Annotated in this window: 15 protein-coding genes; 7 read left to right on the top strand and 8 right to left on the bottom strand. The window is 67.0% G+C overall.

The window, feature by feature from the left end; genetic code table 11:
- Window positions 1-91 precede the first annotated feature (91 nt).
- From BM013_RS17210 to BM013_RS17225, 4 genes are all read right to left on the bottom strand, one after another.
- Entirely contained in the window at window positions 92-553 is a 462-nt protein-coding gene (locus tag BM013_RS17210; RefSeq protein WP_218152702.1) for a YidB family protein, read from the bottom strand.
- Window positions 554-654: 101 nt separating this feature from the next.
- The gene (locus BM013_RS17215; RefSeq protein WP_093128854.1) at window positions 655-2,025 is read right to left on the bottom strand and encodes a M20/M25/M40 family metallo-hydrolase; all 1,371 of its coding nucleotides are present in this window, start codon (window positions 2,023-2,025) and stop codon (window positions 655-657) included.
- A gap of 155 nt (window positions 2,026-2,180) precedes the next feature.
- Window positions 2,181-2,900 carry a 16S rRNA (uracil(1498)-N(3))-methyltransferase gene (locus BM013_RS17220; RefSeq protein WP_093128855.1) on the bottom strand — a complete coding sequence of 240 codons (720 nt, stop codon included), beginning with the start codon at window positions 2,898-2,900 and terminating at the stop codon, window positions 2,181-2,183.
- Window positions 2,901-2,970: 70 nt separating this feature from the next.
- Window positions 2,971-4,113, bottom strand: coding sequence for an aminoglycoside phosphotransferase family protein (locus tag BM013_RS17225; protein ID WP_093128856.1), 1,143 nt, complete (start codon window positions 4,111-4,113; stop codon window positions 2,971-2,973).
- Between the two features lie 240 nt (window positions 4,114-4,353).
- Here BM013_RS17225 and BM013_RS17230 point away from each other — a divergent pair, with 240 nt between their 5' ends.
- From BM013_RS17230 to rsmA, 3 genes are read left to right on the top strand one after another with little or no spacing between them, the layout of a single operon-like run.
- A complete protein-coding gene (locus BM013_RS17230; RefSeq protein WP_093128857.1) occupies window positions 4,354-6,942 on the top strand; it encodes an LPS-assembly protein LptD in 2,589 nt (862 codons plus the stop codon).
- A 23-nt stretch (window positions 6,943-6,965) separates the two neighbouring features.
- On the top strand, window positions 6,966-8,375 hold the full coding sequence (locus tag BM013_RS17235; RefSeq protein ID WP_093128858.1) for a peptidylprolyl isomerase: 1,410 nt from the start codon (window positions 6,966-6,968) through the stop codon (window positions 8,373-8,375).
- A gap of 7 nt (window positions 8,376-8,382) precedes the next feature.
- Window positions 8,383-9,147, top strand: a complete 765-nt coding sequence (rsmA, locus tag BM013_RS17240; protein WP_093128859.1) for a 16S rRNA (adenine(1518)-N(6)/adenine(1519)-N(6))-dimethyltransferase RsmA — start codon at window positions 8,383-8,385, stop codon at window positions 9,145-9,147.
- An 86-nt stretch (window positions 9,148-9,233) separates the two neighbouring features.
- Here rsmA and BM013_RS41790 read toward each other — a convergent pair whose 3' ends face one another.
- From BM013_RS41790 to BM013_RS17255, 4 genes are all read right to left on the bottom strand, one after another.
- Entirely contained in the window at window positions 9,234-9,380 is a 147-nt protein-coding gene (locus tag BM013_RS41790) for a hypothetical protein (RefSeq protein ID WP_177206518.1), read from the bottom strand.
- Window positions 9,381-9,457: 77 nt separating this feature from the next.
- Entirely contained in the window at window positions 9,458-9,883 is a 426-nt protein-coding gene (locus BM013_RS17245; protein ID WP_093129139.1) for a barstar family protein, read from the bottom strand.
- 50 nt (window positions 9,884-9,933) lie between these two features.
- Window positions 9,934-10,347, bottom strand: coding sequence for a guanyl-specific ribonuclease (locus BM013_RS17250; protein WP_093128860.1), 414 nt, complete (start codon window positions 10,345-10,347; stop codon window positions 9,934-9,936).
- 183 nt (window positions 10,348-10,530) lie between these two features.
- Window positions 10,531-12,888 carry an NADP-dependent malic enzyme gene (locus BM013_RS17255; RefSeq protein ID WP_093128861.1) on the bottom strand — a complete coding sequence of 786 codons (2,358 nt, stop codon included), beginning with the start codon at window positions 12,886-12,888 and terminating at the stop codon, window positions 10,531-10,533.
- A 189-nt stretch (window positions 12,889-13,077) separates the two neighbouring features.
- On the opposite strand from BM013_RS17255, the gene BM013_RS17260 reads away from it, so the two are divergent.
- From BM013_RS17260 to BM013_RS17275, 4 genes are all read left to right on the top strand, one after another.
- Window positions 13,078-14,127 (top strand): SPFH domain-containing protein, encoded by a 1,050-nt coding sequence (locus tag BM013_RS17260; protein ID WP_093128862.1) that lies wholly within the window; start codon window positions 13,078-13,080, stop codon window positions 14,125-14,127.
- Between the two features lie 124 nt (window positions 14,128-14,251).
- Window positions 14,252-15,733, top strand: a complete 1,482-nt coding sequence (locus BM013_RS17265; protein WP_093128863.1) for a DUF4178 domain-containing protein — start codon at window positions 14,252-14,254, stop codon at window positions 15,731-15,733.
- 69 nt (window positions 15,734-15,802) lie between these two features.
- On the top strand, window positions 15,803-16,021 hold the full coding sequence (locus BM013_RS17270) for a DUF350 domain-containing protein (protein ID WP_093128864.1): 219 nt from the start codon (window positions 15,803-15,805) through the stop codon (window positions 16,019-16,021).
- 100 nt (window positions 16,022-16,121) lie between these two features.
- Window positions 16,122-17,672: a polyamine aminopropyltransferase gene (locus BM013_RS17275; RefSeq protein ID WP_093128865.1), complete on the top strand. Its 1,551-nt coding sequence runs from the start codon at window positions 16,122-16,124 to the stop codon at window positions 17,670-17,672.
- Window positions 17,673-17,678 lie beyond the last annotated feature (6 nt).

The raw sequence follows: 17,678 nt of genomic DNA on the forward strand, positions 1-17,678 counted from the left end.
GGGCGGCGCGGCGGACCGGGCGCGGTGCAAAACGACGGGCAAAAAAAGCGCCCTCGCGGGCGCCCGAATTCTCGAAAGAGGCTGCAGCCGTTCAGGGCTGCTTGCCTTGCAGCAAGCTGCTGAGCGAGCCCAGCAGGTCGTCGTGGTTGCCGACGCCCTGCTCTGGCACCTGGCCGTGCGGCGTGAGGTGATCGATCAGCGCCGGCAGCATGGTGGCGAGCATCGGCAGCAGCGTTTGCGCGTTGATGCCGAGCTTGGCGGCGATCGCGGCGATGGTGTCGCCGCCCAGCGCGTTCTGCAACTGGTCGCCCGAGACCGGCTGGTTTTCTCCCTTGCCGATCCACGAGCCGATGACATCGCCCATGCCTGCTTGCTCGAACTTGGTGACCAGCCCTCCCAGGCCGCCTTGTCCACCGTTGTTCGCCAGCAGGCCGCCCAGCGCGCCGGCCAGGCCGCCGAGATCGCCCAGCCCCCCGAGCCCTCCGCCTTGCGGCTGCTGCTGTTGTGCAGCGCCTCCCAGCACTTGACCGAGTACCGAATCGAGCAATCCCATGGCCGTTTCCTTGGTGTGTGACAGAACCGACAGCATTGTTAAATGCCGCGGACCTTAAGGGGAAAGTTGCACAGCCACTTTCGGACTGGCAACGTGACAAATTACTTGGTACGCGCTGTGCGTTTGGGCAGGAGTGCGGGGCTGACCCCTTGCACCCCCACCAGACCGAGCACCGTCACCAGCGAATTCTGCGCGCCTTTCCAGCCGTCTGTCACGTCGATGGACTCGGCGAGCGAATGGGCTCCCGAGGCCTTGCCCCCGCCGCCGACGATGATGGCCGGGATGCCCAGCGAGATCGGCACGTTGGCGTCGGTGCTGCCGCCGCGCAGCAGCGTCCGGTGGCCGAAAGCCGCGTTGGCGCGCGTGGCGGCCTCCACGATCACCGAGTCGGCCGGCGTGCGCCCGCCGGGCCGGTCGCCGATGAGCTTGGTGCTGGCGCTCAGCGAGGTCACGCCCCAGCGCTTGTTTTCCTCGGTCACGGCTTCGTCGATGGCGGCCAGGATCTTCTTCTCGGCCTCGAGCAGCGAAGCCATGTCGTCCGAGCGGATGTCGATGGCCATGCGCGCGTCCGGCGCGATGGTGTTCACCGAGGTGCCGCCGCCGACCGTGCCCACGGTGAAGGTGGTCTTGGGGAAGCTCGGCGTGCGCACGTCGGCGATCTTCGCAATGGCGCGGCCCATGCCGTGGATCGCGCTGGGCACCAGGCCGAAGGCGCCGAAGCTGTGGCCGCCCGGGCCCTGGAACGTGACCTCATAGCGGTGGCTCGCGGTGCCGAGCACCAGCACCGAACCAGCCGGCGAGGGCTCCAGGCCGACCATGCCGTCGATGTCGAGGTGCTCGTTGAAGATGGCCTTCATGCCGCGCAGGTTGCCGAGCTCTTCCTCGCCGACGTTGCCCACGAACAGCAGGTCGCCCACGGTCTGCACCTTGTTGTCGTTGAGCACCTTGAGCCACGACAGCAGCACGGAAAGCCCGCGCGTGTCGTCGGCGATGCCCGGCGCGTAGAGCCTGCCGTCGCGCTCCTTGACCTTCACGTCGGTGCCGGCGGGGAACACCGTGTCCAGATGCGCCGAAACCACCAGCAGGGGGCCGCCGCCGGTGCCCTTGCGCAGGCCGACCACGTTGCCCTCGGCGTCGATCTTCGCGTGGCTCAGGCCCAGTGCCTTCATGCGGGCGAGGAAGGCCTCGGCGCGCCTGTGCTCCTTGAAGGGCGGCGCCTCGATCTCCGTGAGCGTCTTCAGGTCGTCGACCGAACGCTCATGGTCGGCCTTGACCGCGTCCAGCAGCTTCTGGATGGCGGGCGAAGCCATCAGCTGCGCGTAGGCCCTGTCGACCTCGGGGCTGACCTGGGTGGGCGTGGGCGCGACGGGCGGGCTTTGCGCCAGCGCGCCCTGTGCCGTGCACAGCGCGGCAAGAACGAGGGCGACGGAGGTCGTGTGGGCAAGGCGCCGGGCGCCTGGCAAGCGGGACATGGGGCAAAAGTCCTTCTTTTGTCTTAAAGAAGTAACGATTGTTTCTCATGCTGTACGCGCGCGCGTCGCGGAAAACACCGCCTTTTCGGTCCCAGTTCGGCCATTGGCCGAGCGATTTGACCCGATTTGACCCGATTTGGCCGATCCGGCCGAAATCAGAGGCCGGCGAGCGACACCAGCGCAGCCAGTGCCGCGGTTTCGGCGCGCAGCACGCGCGCGCCGAGGGTGACGGGCGCGAAGCCGCGGGCGATGGCCTGCTGCTCCTCGGTGGCGCTCAGGCCGCCTTCGGGGCCGCTCAGCACCAGGGCGCCCGCGTTGTCCGCCGCCTGCACGCTGGCGATGCCGCGCGTGCCCTCGGCCAGGCTCAGGATGAGGCGCACCGCGCCGGCCTCGGCCTGCGCCTCGACCCAAGCGGCGAACGGCTGCACCGGGTGGATCACCGGCACGCGGTTGCGCCCGCACTGCTCGCAGGCGGCGACGGCAATGGCTTCCCAGTGCGCGCGTTTCTTCTCGGCGCGTTCGCCCGACAGGCGCAGCACGCCGTGCGCGGTGGCCAGCGGCTGGATGCTCGCCACGCCGAGCTCGGTGGCCTTCTCGACCAGCCAGTCCATGCGCTCGTTGGCCGGCATGCCGACCGCGAGGTGCACGGCGCGGGGTGCCTCGCGCTCCACGGGCAGGTGCACGCCGACGGTCACGGCGACGTCGCTGCGGCCCATGCGCTCGACCGTGGCCGCGTACTCGCCGCCCGCGCCGTCGAACAGCGTGAGCGCGTCGCCGGGCTGCATGCGCAGCACCTGGACGTGGCGCGCGGCGCCGGGCGGCAACGCCAGGCTGGCGCCGGCGGTCAGCGGCACGGAGCAGTGAAAACGGGGCATGCTATTAATTCAGTAGCGACATGCGCACGTGTGACGTGCGCAAGAGCGCTTTTTCAGAGGTATTTTTGGTTCAGACCCGGCCGTAGGCAAAGCCCGTGAGCGCCGACGTGCCTTCGATCTCGTCGATCACGCGCACCAGCGGCGTCAGTTCCATGTACCGGCCGGCGGTGGCGCGGATGTAGGCGATGAAGCGCGGCGTGTCGGCCAGGTACTTGGGCTTGCCGTCGCGCAGCGTCAGCCGCGCGAAGATGCCGGCCACCTTCAGGTGCCGCTGCAGGCCCATCCACTCGACCGCGCGGTAGAACGCGCCGAAATCCTCGTCGACCGGCAGGCCGGCCTTGCGCGCCGCGGTCCAGTAGCGGATGGTGATGTCGAGCACGAACTCCTCGTCCCAGCTCAGGAAGGCGTCGCGCATCAGGCTGGCGATGTCGTAGCTGATGGGACCGTAGACGGCGTCCTGGAAGTCGAGCACGCCGAGTCCACCGAGCCCGCCGAGCCCGCCGTGCCCGCCGTGCCCGTCGAGAGTTTGGCCGTTGCCGACCATCAGGTTGCGCGGCATGAAGTCGCGGTGCACGTAGACGCTGGGCGACGCCAGGTTGCTGTCGACGATCAGCTTGAAGCTGCGGTCCAGCCGCTCCTTCAGCTTGCCTTCGACGGCGACGCCGCGGTGGCGGCCGATGTACCACTCGGGGAACAGCGACAGCTCGCGCTCGAGCAGCGCGCGGTCATAGGGCGGCAGCACGCCGGGCCTGGACGCCAGCTGCCACTTGATCAGCGCGCCGATGGCCTGGTCGTAGAGCGGGCGGCTCGCGTCGGGCCGCGCCGGGTCGATCATGTCCAGCATGGTCTGGCGGCCGAGGTCGTCGAGCAGCAGGAAGCCGTTGGCGCGGTCCCAGTCGAGCACTGTGGGGGCCAGCACGCCGGCGCCGGTCATCAGCTGGGCCACCTGCACGAAGGGGTCGCTGTTTTCCTTGTCGGGCGGCGCGTCCATCACGATGCGCGTGGGGGCCGCGGGGTCGGTGGTGTCGACGCGGAAATAGCGGCGGAAGCTCGCGTCGGCCGAGGCGAGGCGCACAGTGTCGGGCAGCAGGCCCTGGGCAGGCGCGAGGCCGGCCAGCCAGGCCCGGAACGCGTCGGCGCGTTGCGGATCGGTCCAGAGAATGGTCTCGGCGGGGCTCGGGGCCAAAGAGGCGGGGGGCAGGGGTGCTGTCATGGATAATCGATTCTACAAATCCGCCTGGCGCGGCATCCCCTCGCGGCCGGCTTCCGGCCGGGCCGGGTTGCTGCCGGCCCCTGCAACCCGCCGGCCTGCCGCGCCGTCCCCCCCGACGATCCTTCGTTCCGAACCGATGCCTACGACCCAACGCCCTCACGCTTGGCACCTTGTGCGCTCGCTGCAGCTTTCCCGCGGGGAGTCGCCGGCTTCCCTCGGAACGCCCGGGCGGGACGCCTGATGAGCCGACGCGTCCGACGTGCCGCCCCGCGGCGCTCCAGCCCGCCGCTGCCGCTCGCCCTGCTGTCTCTGGCCCTGATGCATGTGCATGGCGTGTCCGCCCAGCCGGCCGGCAACCTTGAAGGCCCGCTCACGCTGAAGCGCACGCCGCTGCTGACCGAAACGCTGACGCCCGCCGAGCGCGGCCAGATGCCCAGCCTGGTCACCGGTGACCGCATCTCCGGGCGGCCCGACCTCGAGACCGTGGTCGAAGGCAACGCCACGCTGAGGCGCGGCCCGGTGTCCATCACCGCCGATCGCCTCGAGTACTACCAGCCCGACGACCGGGCCAAGGCCACGGGCAACGTGCGGGTCAACCAGGGCGGCAACATCTACGAAGGCCCCGAGCTGCAGCTCAAGCTCGAGACCTTCGAGGGCTTCTTCAACAACGTGCGCTACCAGTTCCTCGTGAACGAAGCGCACGGCGAGGCCAAGCGCATCGACTTCGTCGACGCCAACGTGTCGGTGGCGCGCGAAGCCACCTACACCACCTGCCGCCGCGAAGACTTTCCTGGCTGGATGCCGGCCTGGATGCTCACCGCCGCCACGCTGACCACCGACACCGAAGAAGACGAAGGCGTCGCGAAGAATGCGCGCCTGAGCTTCATGGGCATCACCACGCCGCCGTTCCCGAGCGTGAGCTTCCCGCTGTCGAACGAGCGCAAGAGCGGCCTGCTGCCGCCCACCATCGGCATCGACAACGTCAACGGTATCGAGATCGCGCAGCCGTACTACTGGAACATCGCGCCCAACCGCGACGCCACGATCACGCCCACGGTCATGAGCAAGCGCGGCGTCAACTTCAGCAACGAGTTCCGTTACCTCGAGAAGGAATACAACGGAACCGTCCGCTTCGACCTGATGGGCGGCGACCGGCTCGTGGGCCAGCGCTACAACGAACTGCGCACGAGCCAGCTGCAGCAGTTGGCGAATGGCGAGATCCAGGCCAAGGATCTGACCAGTGCGCCTGGAAGCAGCAAGCGCTGGGGCCTCTGGCTCACCCACCACCAGGATTTCGACGCCAAGGCGCTGGGCCTGGATTCGCTGGCGGCCAACATCACCATCAACCGGGTGAGCGACAACGATTACTGGCGTGACTTCACGCGCACGCCGTCGCTCACGCAGCGCCAGTTGGGCAATGATGCGTCGCTCAGCTGGGTCAAGGGTGACTGGAGCGGCAGCATCCGTGCGCTGAAGTACCAGAACCTGCAGTACAACCTGTCGCCGATCGTTCCCGCGTACGACCGGATGCCGCAGATCACGGCCAACTACAGCAAGTACGACTGGCACGGTTTCGACGTGTCGCTGAACCTGGACTACACGCGTTTCCGGGTCAACACGATCCTGAGCGGCCAGCCAGGTTTCGACATCAATCAACAGTCGCAGCCCGACGGCGATCGCGCATCGGCGGTTGCCTCGATCAGCCGCCCGTTCATCACACCAAGCACGTTCGTCATTCCCAAGCTGATGCTGAACGCGGCCTCGTACAACTACTACGTGCCGCAGGCGGACATTCCGAAGCTGACGATCAACGGCGTGCAGTACGTCGGCGGCATTCCCTACAACCCGAATTCGCTGTATTTCTTCCCGACCTCCAGCAACCGGACGGTGCCGACCTTCAGCCTGGACAGCGGCCTGATCTTCGAGCGCGACGCCAGCTACTTCGGCCGTGCCTTCCGCCAGACGCTGGAGCCGCGCGCGTACTACGTCTACACGCCGTACCGCAACCAGAGCATGCTGCCGAACTACGATTCGGCGGCCAACGACTTCAGCTTCGCGACCATCTACACCGAGAACGCGTTCTCGGGCGGCGACCGCGTGTCGGACACCAATGCGCTCACGCTCGGCGTGACCTCGCGCCTGATCGATCCGGCCACCGGCGTCGAGGCGGCGCGCTTCGGCATCGCGCAGCGTCTGCGCTTCAGCGACCAGAAGGTCACGCTGCCCGGCGGCACGCCGGTCACCGACCGCGCCAGCGACCTGCTGGTGGGCGCCCAGATCAACTGGACGCCCAAGTGGAGCCTGGACACGGTCGTGCAGTACAACCCCGACACCCGCCGCTCGGAGCGCTCGGCCATCAGCGCGCGCTACAACCCCGAGCCGTACCACAACCTGAGCGCGGCCTTCCGCTACCAGGCGCCGACGACCCCGACGGCGACCGACGGCAACAAGTCCATCGACGTGGGCTGGCAATGGCCCGTCAACGACCTGTGGGGCGACAAGGGCAAGAACCTCGGTCCCGGCAAGGGTCAGGGCGGCGGACGCTGGTATGCGGTCGGCCGCCTGAACTACAGTCTGCAGGACAAGAAGCTCACCGACGGCGTGCTGGGCTTCGAGTACGACGGCTGCTGCTGGATCGGCCGCGTGGTGCTGCAGCGCATCACCACGGGCCAGGTCACGGCGAACACCCGCATCATGTTCCAGCTCGAATTCGTCGGGTTCTCCAGCATCGGCTCGAGCCCGATGCAGGCCCTGCGGCAGAACATCCAGCGCTACGAACCCCTGCGCCAACCCGGCGAGGCGCCGAGCCGCTTCACCAATTACGACTGAGTCGATCGACAGAGCCCAGAGCCATGAAACACATCCGTTCCATCATCACCCTCGGTTGCCTTGCGGCAATGGCTGCAACGGCGGGTGCGCAGGGCTTCCGCTCTGGCAGCGGCATCACGGACATCATGCGCGCCGGTCCGCGCCTCGGCCCGCCGGCGGCACGCCCCCCTGCGGCCGCGCCTGCCGCGGCGCCTGTGCAGCGCTCGGCCGAGTTCATCGTCGCCCTGGTCAATTCCGAGCCGATCACCAACACCGAGGTGCTGACCCGCGTGGCGCGCCTGGTGAAGGAAAACCCCGACGCCGAGCGCGTGCCCCGCAATGAACTCACGCGGCTCGTGCTCGATCGCCTGATCACCGAGCGTGCGCAGCTCCAGCTTGCCAAGGAAGGCGGCATCAAGGTCGACGACGTGGCGATCGACCAGGCCGAGCAGACCGTGGCGCGGCAGAACGAGATCAGCCTGGTCGAATTGCGCCGCCGCGTGGCCGCCGAAGGCATCTCGCTGAAGGAATTCCGCAACGACCTGCGCGACCAGCTGCTGCTCACGCGCCTGCGTGACCGCGAAGTCGAGGCCAAGGTCAAGATCAGCGATGCCGAGGCCGACGAGTACCTGCGCGACCAGCGCAACCAGGCCGTCAAGAACGTCGCGCTGGAAAACCTCAACCTGGCGCAGATCCTGGTCGCCGTGCCCGAGAACGCCACCGACGCCCAGATCGCCACCGCGCAGCAGAAGGCGCAGGGCCTGGCCCAGCGCGCCCGTTCCGGCGAAGATTTCGCCAAGCTGGTGCAGGACAACTCCGATTCGCCCGACCGCGCCAACGGCGGCGCCATCGGCATGCGCAGCGCCGACCGCTACCCCTCGCTGTTCGTCGAGGCGACGCAATCGACGGCCGTCAACGGCATCGCGGGTCCGGTGCGCTCCAGCGCCGGCTTCCACGTGTTCAAGGTGCTGGCCAAGGCACAGATCGGTTCGGGCGATGCCACCGTCACGCAGACGCAGGTGCGCCACATCCTGCTGCTGAACGATCCCAAGCGCACCACCGCGCAGGCGGTGGCCCAGCTGGCGGAATTCAAGCGCCGCGTGCAGGCCGGCACCGCCGATTTCGCCGGGCTGGCCCGTGACAACTCGCAGGATGCGAGCGCCAAGGCCGGCGGCGACCTCGGCTGGTCGCGCCCCGGCCAGTTCGTGCCCGAGTTCGAGGAGGCCATGGACCGGCTTACGCCGGGCCAGATCAGCGATCCGGTGGTCTCGCGCTTCGGCGTGCACCTGATCCAGGTGGTCGGCCGCCGCGATGCCAAGCTCAGCCAGGGCGAGCAGCGGGAAGCCGCGCGTGCCGCGCTGCGTGAACAGCGCATCGAGGAAGCCTTCAGCACCTGGGTGCAGGAAGTGCGTGCCCGCGCGTACGTCGAGTACCGCGAACCACCGCAGTCCTGATTCCCTGATGGCACATATCGCCCGGAAGCGGTTCGGACAGCATTTCCTGTCCGATGGCGGGATCATCGATGCGATCGTGCGGGAGATCGCCCCGCAGCCCGGCGACGCCATGGTCGAGATCGGCCCGGGGCTCGCTGCGCTCACGCAGCCGCTGGTCGAGCGGCTCGGCCGGCTCACCGTGATCGAGCTCGACCGCGACCTGGCCAAGCGCCTGCGCGACCATCCGCAGCTCGATGTCATCGAGTCCGACGTGCTCAAGGTCGACTTCGCCGAGGTGGCCGGACGCTTCCCCGGCAAGCCGCTGCGCGTGGTCGGCAACCTGCCCTACAACATCTCCACGCCCATCCTCTTTCACCTGCTGGGCTGCGCCCATCTCGTGGCCGACCAGCATTTCATGCTGCAGAAAGAGGTGATCGACCGCATGGTGGCCAAGCCCGCCACGTCGGACTACAGCCGGCTGAGCGTGATGCTGCAGTGGCGCTACGACATGGAAAACGTGTTGTTCGTGCCGCCCGAGAGCTTCGATCCGCCGCCGCGCGTGGACAGCGCCGTGGTTCGCATGGTGCCGCTGGCCACGCCGCCGGCCGTCGATGCCGCGCGGCTGGGCGAAATCGTGCAGGTTGCCTTCAGCCAGCGGCGCAAGCTGCTGCGCCACACGCTGGGCAAGTGGCTGCAGGAGCACGGCTTTTCAGGCGATTTCGACACCCAGCGGCGGGCCGAGGAAGTGCCCGTCGACGAATATGTCGCGTTGGCACAATCCGTCGCCCCATGAAAAAAGCCCGTCACAGACGGGCTTTTTTCATGGGGGTTGCGAACTCGTTCGAAGAACCGCTCGCAACGGGCGTTGCCTGATGGTGCTCAGGCAGCGGCGAGCCAGTAACCCGCGTTGAAGGGGCTGCTCATGCGCAGTGCCAGCGGCGACACGTCGACCAGTTTGTCGGTCGGCATCTTTTCGCCTGCCGGCTCGGTGCTGGCGGTGGCTGCTGCTGCGTTGGTGTTGTTCACTTCGATGCCGTCGAGGGTTTCAGCTTTCGGCTGAGCCTCGTTCGCCCGTTCTGCTTGGCTGGTAGATGCAGAACGGGCTACAGAAAAGAATAGAAGCACCGGAACGGGACCTTGCGGTCGCCCCAGTAGTCCGAGGCGTCGCGGAAGATGTCGAGCAGTTGCTCGCGCGCTTCCTTGTCGAACTTGGCGTTGGCCGGAATCTGTTCCAGGACGATGACGAAACCAGGCTGCGGGCCCGATTTATGCAACGGGTCCGTCATGCAGTCGTACAGCGCGTCGAAATTCTTCCCGAAATGGGACGGGAACGTGAACTGCTGCGCAATCAGGTCGAGCACGTCCTGCTTGGTCTGGGCGTTGCCCAGGTTGGCGTACAGGAAGTGCTGGCCGGCTGCGTTGGCAGCGTCCTGCAGGTCGTTCACGCGGAACGCGCGGATCGATTGCACGATGTTCGGGCGTACGGCACGAAGGGATAAAGTCATCTCCGCTGGTCTTTCCATAGTCATCATCATTTCTTCGGGGCGCTTCGGGGCGCCGCTCAGGTCGTTTTCATCGCTCATGGCGCAATCCGTCTGAAACTCGCGTAATGGTCTGCCGTGTACCAGCAGGCCTCGGGCGTGGTGCGTTGTTCACCGCCGCAAACGATCCGTTGTGCACCACGATTGCGCGAGCCCGGTGTCGTCACCGTGTACTCGCGGTAGTGGCCACGCCGGGCCGGCGGCAAGATACGTTCGCGATTGCCGAAAACCGAGCCGTCCTTGTCGTACCGGAAGGGGCCACCGTCGAGAATGGCTCGATAGGTTCGCTGGCCCTGAACCGGCAATTCGGACAGTGCAATCGTTCCTTCGTTGGACGTTTTCCCGGTGCCGAACCATCCGCGGGCCTCGGCCCCGGTCGTCAACGCCGCCAGCATCAGGCCGGTGAGCGCAAACTTTGTGACAGAGGACGTGATCGAGGCGTAAGCCGCCATGGGGCACCACAAGAGAAAAGAGCGGGGGTTCCGAATCGGCGATCAACCTCGGGGTTAACCCGCAAATTCAAGCCCGCGAGTGTGCACCACGCTGGCGAAAATAGCAAGCGACTGCCCAAAGTTTGAGCAGTCGCAGGGGCTTCGAGTGGCGCTTTAAGTTGGCGGCCACTCTCGCCGAAGGGCCTATCTTTCGGCGTTTGCGTCAGCCACTGTCAAGGCTGTCATGTTGACGATGCGTCGAACAGTGGCACTGGCCGTGAGAATGTGCACAGGTTTGGCCGCGCCGAGCAGAACCGGGCCGATCGCGATGTTGCCGCCTGCCGCCGTCTTGAGCAGGTTGTACGAAATGTTGGCCGCGTCGATGTTCGGAAATACCAACAGGTTGGCGTCGCCGGCCAGTGCGCTGTGCGGCATGACGACCGCGCGCTGCTTGCTGTCGAGCGCCACGTCGCCGTGCATTTCGCCATCCACCTCGAGCCAGGGCGCCTGTATGCGCAGCAGTTCGAGGGTCTTGCGCATCTTGATGGCGCTGGGCTCGTTGCTGGTGCCGAAGTTCGAGTGCGACAGCAGCGCGGCCTTCGGCTTCAGGCCGAAACGCATCATTTCCTCGGCCGCCATCGTCGTGATCTCGGCCAGCTCCTCGGGCGAGGGGTCGTAGTTGACGTGCGTGTCGACCAGGAACACCTGCCGGTCGGGCAGCAGCAGGCCGTTCATGCAGGCGTACACCGGCACGTCCTGCGGGGTGCTTTCGCAGCCGCCGGGGCGCTTGCCGATCACCTGGTCGATGTAGTGCAGGTGGATCAGCGTGGTGCCCCAGGTGCCGCAGATCATGCCGTCCACCTCGTCCTTGTGCAGCAGCATCGCGCCGATCAGCGTGAGGCGGCGGCGCATCTCGATCTTCGCGACCTGGGCGGTGATGCCCTTGCGCTCGGTCATGCGGTGGTAGGTCTGCCAGAAGTCGCGGTAGCGGTGGTCCTGCTCGACGTTGACGATGTCGTAGTCGAGTTCTTCCTTCAGGCGCAGGCCGAACTTCTCGATGCGCTGGGCGATGATGGCCGGGCGGCCGATCAGCGTCGGGCGCGCCAGGCCTTCGTCGACCACGATCTGCGCGGCGCGCAGCACGCGCTCTTCCTCGCCCTCGCAGTACGCCACGCGCTTCTTGGCGGCGCGGCGGGCCGTCTCGAAGATCGGCTTCATCGTGGTGCCCGAGGCGTAGACGAAGCTCTGCAGCTTGTCGCGGTAGGCGTCCATGTCCTTGATCGGACGCTGCGCCACGCCGCTTTCCTCGGCCGCCTTGGCCACGGCCGGCGCGATCTTCATCATCAGGCGCGGGTCGAAGGGCTTCGGAATCAGGTATTCGGGGCCGAAGGACAGCTTTTCACCGACGTAGGCTGCGGCCACGCGCTCGCTCTGCTCGGCTTGCGCCAGGTCGGCAATGGCGTGCACCGCCGCGATTTCCATCTCGTCGGTGATCGTGGTCGCGCCCGAGTCGAGCGCGCCGCGGAAGATGTACGGGAAGCACAGGACGTTGTTGACCTGGTTCGGGTAGTCGGTGCGGCCGGTGGCCATGATCACGTCGTCGCGCACCGCGTGGGCGTCCTCGGGCGCGATCTCGGGGTTCGGGTTGGCCAGCGCGAAGATCACCGGCTTGGCCGCCATCTTGGCGACCATGTCGGCCTTCAGCACGCCGCCGGCGGACAGGCCCAGGAACACGTCGGCGCCGACGATCACTTCCGACAGCTTGCGCATGTCGGTCTTCTGCATGTAGGCGCGCTTGTCGTCGTCCATCAGCTCTTCGCGGCCTTCGTAGACCACGCCGGCCAGGTCGGTGACGAACACGTTTTCACGCTTCAGGCCCACCTTCAGCAGCAGGTTCAGGCAGGCCAGGGCCGCGGCGCCCGCGCCCGAGGTCACGAGCTTGACCTCGGCGATGTTCTTGCCCGCCACCTTCAGGCCGTTGACCATGGCCGCCGCCACGGTGATGGCCGTGCCGTGCTGGTCGTCGTGGAACACCGGGATCTTCATGCGCTTGCGCAGCTCGCGCTCCACGTAGAAGCAGTCCGGTGCCTTGATGTCTTCCAGGTTGATGGCGCCGAAGGTCGGCTCCAGCGACGCGATGATTTCCACCAGCTTGGCGGGGTCCTTCTCGTCGATCTCGATGTCGAACACGTCGACGCCCGCGAACTTCTTGAACAGGACGCCCTTGCCTTCCATCACCGGCTTGGAGGCCAGCGGGCCGATGTCGCCCAGGCCCAGCACGGCGGTGCCGTTGCTGATCACGCCGACCAGGTTGCCGCGCGAGGTGTACTTGAACGCGTTGGCCGGGTCCTTGACGATTTCCTCGCAGGGCGCGGCCACGCCGGGCGAGTAGGCCAGCGACAGGTCGCGCTGGTTGACCATCTGCTTGGTCGCCGCGATGGCGATCTTGCCGGGGACGGGAAACTCGTGGTACTCGAGGGCGGCACGGCGCAGTTCGGCGCGTTTGTCTTCGGGCGTGGGAGTCGAGGACGTCGAGGGGGTCGAGGGGGTCGAATCGGACATGTGCCTGTAGCTCCTGGTGGCGCTTCTTCTGGGGGCGCCGATTGTAGACCTCGCTCGGAAGGCCTTGCGCAGAGGCCATACGCCGCATGGTGGGGTCGAGCATGACTAAAAGCACGGGCCCGGCGTCAAGTCGCTGTGGCAATATGCACAGTTCGGACAAAACCTGAAAAAACCTCGAGAGGAGCGACCATGGCGCTGATGGATTTCATCAAGAAACAGTTCATCGACATCATCCAGTGGACGGAGACCGGCGATGGCACGCTGGCCTGGCGTTTCCCGATGGCGGAGATGGAAATCCAGAACGGCGCCTCGCTCACCGTTCGCGAATCCCAGGTGGCCGTCTTCGTCAACGAAGGCAAGGTCGCCGACGTGTTCGGCCCCGGCATGTACAAGCTCACGACGCAGACGCTGCCCGTGCTCACGTACCTGAAGAACTGGGACAAGCTCTTCGAGTCCCCCTTCAAGAGCGACGTCTACTTCTTCAGCACGCGCCAGCAGGTCGACCAGAAGTGGGGCACGCCCCAGCCGATCACCATTCGCGACAAGGACTTCGGCGCCGTGCGCCTGCGGGCCTTCGGCAACTACAGCTTCCGCATCGGCGACGCCAAGCTGTTCCACACCGAAATCTCGGGCACGCGCGACATCTACAGCGTGGCCGACCTCGACGGCCAGCTGCGCGGCCTGGTGCTGCAGAACATCAGCAACGCCATCGCTTCCAGCGGCGTGCCCTTCCTCGACCTCGCGGCCAACCAGATCCAGTTCGCGCAGGCGCTCGCCGCCCAACTGGTGCCCGAGTTCGAGAAGATCGGCATCAAGCTCGAGAACATCACGGTCCAGAACGTCTCGCTGCCCGAAGAGCTGCAGAAGATCCTCGACCAGAAGATCGGCATGGGCATGGTCGGCAACGACATGGGCAAGTTCATGCAGTACCAGACAGCGCAGGCGATCCCCAAGTTCGCCGAAGGCGCGGCGGGCGGCGGCGGCATTGCCGGCGACGCCATGGGCCTGGGTGCCGGCGTGGCGCTGGGCCAGGTGCTGGCGCAGAACCTCGCGCAGGGCCTCAGCCCCAACGTGGCCGCGCAGGCCGCCGCCACGCAGCAGCAACCGGCCGTGGCCGTGGTGAGCCCCACCGACGTGATGACCACGCTCGAGAAGCTCGGCGAGCTCAAGACCAAGGGCATCCTCACGCAGGAAGAGTTCGACGCCAAGAAGGTTGAGCTGCTCAAGAAGCTGGTCTAACCCCCAGGCTTCGCGCGCTTCGTGTCGCTCCTCCTCCCCCCTGGCAGGGGGCGATACCGGCGGCCCGGCTTAGCCGGCTCAACGGTGTCCCCCGCTTCGTTCGTCGTTTTTTCCGCAGCGCACCATGGCTGAGGAAACCGGCAACCAACGCTACTACCGCGCGCCCTGCCCCGGCTGCGGCGCGCCCGTCGAATTCCGTTCGGCGCAATCGACCCACGCGGTCTGCCCGTACTGCCAGAGCACCGTCGTGCGCCAGGGCGAGACGCTCGCGCGCACCGGCAAGATGGCCGAGCTGTTCGACGACTTCAGCCCGCTGCAGCTGTTCGCCGCCGGCCGCATCCAGGACAAGCCGTTCACGCTGATCGGCCGGCTGCAGTACACCTACCCGGGCGGGCGCTGGACCGAGTGGATTGCCGCGCTCGACGCGGATCGCACCGGCGTGCTCAGCGAGGACAACGGCGCCTACGTGTTCGCGCTGCCCTTCGACATCCAGCGCGCCGCGCCGCCGTGGAGCGAGCTGCGCGTGGGCGCCACCACCGCCTTCGCGGGGCAGAGCTACACCGTCACCTCGAACGAGCAGGTCGCGCTGACCTCGGCGCAGGGCGAACTGCCGCACCTGCCCGAGCTGGGCAAGTCGTTCGCCATGGTCGAGCTGCGCAACGACAAGGGGCTGGTGCTCAGCCTGGACTACGGCACCGCGCCGCCCACGGCCTACCTGGGCCGCTCGGTGCAGCTGGACGACCTGCAGCTCACCGGCCTGCGCGACGAATCCGCCAAGGACGAGAAGGGCCGCAGCTTCAACTGCCCCAACTGCGGCTCGCCGGTCACCGTCAACCTGGCCGACAGCAAGACCATCACCTGCCGCTCGTGCAGCAGCATCATCGACCTGTCGCAGGGCATCGGCGGCGAGCTCAAGCACGCCACGCAGAACGAGCCCGTACGCCCGCTCATCGCGCTGGGCAGCATGGGCCAGCTGCAGGGCGTGCAGTGGCAGGTGGTCGGCTTCCAGCACCGCATGGGCAGCGAGCCCGGCGACGACGAGATGTTCGGCTGGGACGAGTACCTGCTCTTCAACAAGAAGCGCGGCTTCAGTTTCCTGGTGGACGCCGAGGACGGCTGGAGCATGGTCAAGCCGACCACCGGCGCGCCGGTGATGGCCGAGAACGGCAGCAGCGCCACCTACCTCAGCAAGCGCTACCAGCAGCAGTACGCCTACAACGCCGAGACCACCTACGTGGCGGGCGAGTTCTACTGGCAGGTCGAGCGCGGGCAGAAGACCTTCAACCGCGACTTCGCCAGCGGCGGCGCGCTGCTGTCCATGGAGCGCTCGGCCAACGAGCTCACCTGGTCGTCGGGCAGCAAGATCGACAGCGGCGCCGTGGCCACCGCCTTCAAGCTCGACACCAAGAAGGACATGTTCAAGCGCGGCGACGCGCTGCCCGTGAGCGCCGCCTCGGGCATGGGCTGCGGCACCATCATCCTGATCGTCGTGGTGATCATCATCGTGCTGATCATCCTGAGCACCTGCAGCGGCGGCTCGTCGGGCGGCTCGCGCAGCTCGGGCGGTTCGTATGGCGGTTACTCGAGTGGCGGCGGCCACAAATGACGGCGAAGATGTCCACCGCAGGCGTCACGTTTTTCGCGATGTCTCTCATTACTACGACTGGAGGTCCCCATGGGATTTGAATGGCTGAAACCGGGCGTGGTCCTCGGATCGCTCGTGTACGCGCTGATCGGCGTGATCATCTTCTGGCTCTGCTTCCTGATCATCGACAAGATCACCCCCTATGACCTGTGGGGCGAGATCGTCGAGAAGCAGAACGTCGCGCTGGGCCTCGTCGTCGCGGCGATGAGCCTGGGCATCAGCATCATCGTTGCCGCGGCGATCCACTAGCCTGCCGGCCTTGCCCCTCGCTTCGCTTCGTGTCGTTCGCCATCCCCCGCGGGGGAGGCGCGGGCCGCCTCGGGGCGGCCCGGCGGCGACCGCCTGATCCATGGACATTCCAAACAGCACGGCGTTGCCGCCCAAGGGGCCGCAACCCGTAGAGATCGCGCTGCTCGCCAGCGTCTTCGTGGTCGCGGCCTGCGGCCTGGTCTACGAACTGAGCGCGGCCGCGCTGAGCAGCTACCTGCTCGGCGACTCCGTGCTGCAGTTCAGCACCATCATCGGCACCTACCTGTTCGCCATGGGCGTCGGCTCGTGGCTGTCGCGCTATTTCGACCGCCAGCTGCCCGCGCACTTCCTGCGCATCGAGCTGATGGTGGCGCTCATCGGCGGCGCGCTGCCGGCCATCCTGTTCCTGGCCAACGCCTACGTGCCCAGCGCCTTCCGCCTGCTGCTGTACGGCCTGGTGATGGTGGTGGGCACGCTGGTGGGCCTGGAGATCCCGCTGGTGATGCGCATCCTCAAGCGCAACATCGTGCTGAAGAACCTGGTGTCGCAGGTGCTCACCTTCGACTACCTCGGCGCGCTCGCGGTGTCGGTGGCGTTCCCGCTGATCCTGGTGCCGCAGCTCGGCATGATCCGCACCGGCCTGCTGTTCGGCTTCATGAACGCGGCTGTGGCCGTGTGGGCGCTGTGGCTGTTCCGCCATGAGCTGCGCCGCGTCGGCGCGCACGCCATGGCCTGCTTCCTGGCGCTGGCCGCGCTGGTCGCGGCCTTCGTCTGGGCCGACCACATCACCACGCTGGCCGAGGACAAGTTCTACCAGGACCGCATCGTCTTCAGCGCCACCTCGCCCTACCAGCGCATCGTGGTCACGCGCGGCCTGCTGGGCCACCGCCTGTTCCTGAACGGCAACCTGCAGTTCGCCGAGCGCGACGAGTACCGCTACCACGAGGCGCTGGTGCACCCCGTGATGGCCGCGCAAGGCGCGCCGAAGAAGGTCGCCGTGCTCGGCGGCGGCGACGGCATGGCGGTGCGCGAGATCCTCAAGTACCCGTCGGTCGAGTCGGTCACGCTGGTGGAGCTCGACCCGAACATGACCCAGCTCTTCACCACGCACGAGACCCTGGCCGCGCTCAACGGCCATTCGCTGTCGTCGCCCAAGGTGAAGATCGTCAACGCCGACGCCTTCCAGTGGCTGCAGCAGCCCGGCGACATGTTCGACGTGATCGTCGTCGACTTTCCGGACCCGACCAACTTCGCCATCGGCAAGCTCTACACCAACAGCTTCTATTCCCTGCTCGAGAAGCGCCTGTCGGCCAGCGGCTACGCCGTGATCCAGACCACCTCGCCGCTGGTGGCGCGCAAGAGCTACTGGACCGTGGCGACCACCATCGAGTCGGTCGGCCTCACGGCCACGCCGTACCACGCGCATGTGCCCAGCTTCGGCGAGTGGGGCTACATCATCGCGAGCCGCCGGCCGTACCGCATGCCCGACGCGCTGCCCTCGGGCCTGCGCTTCCTGTCGCCTTCCACGCTGCCGCTGATGTTCGACTTCCCGCTCGACATGGCGCGCGTGCCGGCCGAAGTGAACCGCCTGTCCAACCAGACCCTTGTCACCACTTACGAACAGGAGTGGGGCAAGGTGATGGCGCACTAGCCTCCC

The sequence above is a fragment of the Variovorax sp. OK605 genome (assembly GCF_900115445.1).
Lineage (GTDB): Bacteria > Pseudomonadota > Gammaproteobacteria > Burkholderiales > Burkholderiaceae_C > Variovorax.